This window comes from Oleiphilus sp. HI0061 (genome assembly GCF_001635675.1).
The window spans coordinates 1-913 of the sequence record NZ_LWFE01001335.1 but is presented as its reverse complement, the minus strand read 5'-3'; the positions used below and the strand labels follow the sequence as shown (position 1 = coordinate 913).

Here is a 913-nt window from a genome sequence, read left to right as displayed (position 1 = left end):
CGACTTCCTCGACTTCCTCGACTTCCTCGACTTCCTCGACTTCCTCGACTTCCTCGACTTCCTCGACTTCCTCGACTTCCTCGACTTCCTCGACTTCCTCGACTTCCTCGACTTCAGTCGACAGCTCCTGACTTATTCTGCTTTCCTCTGGCGCAGAGGCAGTTTGTACCTGCTCGATTGGTTCCGAAAGGTGCTGTTCCTGAGGGCATAGCGCTTGATTTTGCTTTTGTCTGATGCCTTTGACATGTTTGAGAATGGCAGAAAAGAGCTCATTGTCATTGACGGGCTTGGTCACGTAGTCATTCATGCCCGAGGCAAGACATTTTGCTTTGTCTTCTGCCATGGCATTTGCGGTCATCGCGATGATAGGGATCTTCTGATTGCTTTCCCGTATCTTTTCGGTAGCTTGGCAGCCATCCATTAAAGGCATTTGCATGTCCATTAATATGAAATCGAAATTGCCTTTTATGGCTTTCTCGTAGCCTTCTTCACCATTGTTGGCAAGGGATACCCGGATGCCTTGTTTAACAATAATTTCCTTCCCTAGCTGTTGATTTGCACCCAAAACTGACCCACTAAAGCCATATATTTGCATCGAATTTTGACCCACGTATAAACCTATCCCTGCTTCAGCAAAGCAGGAGAAAATGGAGTGATAGACGTGGCTCTACTAAGCGTAATTCGACGCTCGCATATTCGGGAGGGACAATCGATTCGATCGATTGCTCGGAAGACCGGATTGTCACGAATTACTGTTCGTAAATACCTCAATAATAGAAATTTAGACCCAAGCTACCCTGCAAGGAAGTCGCCGAGTAAGCTGGATGACTACGAGAAGACCTTAACCTGCTGGCTTCACCGTGAGGTGAAAAAGCATCGAAAGCAGCGTAAGTCAGTCAAGCAGCTATACCAG

1 protein-coding gene and 1 pseudogene are annotated in these 913 nt (G+C 47.2%); one reads left to right on the top strand and one right to left on the bottom strand.

Features of this window, described 5'->3' with window-relative positions; genetic code table 11:
* The coding region (locus A3735_RS21135) for a response regulator (protein ID WP_156499801.1) at positions 1 to 610 on the bottom strand (610 nt) is incomplete at its 3' end.
* Between the two features lie 42 nt (positions 611 to 652).
* Between A3735_RS21135 and A3735_RS29805 the strand changes: the two are divergent.
* A pseudogene (locus A3735_RS29805) lies at positions 653 to 913 on the top strand (IS21 family transposase); the annotation flags it as partial.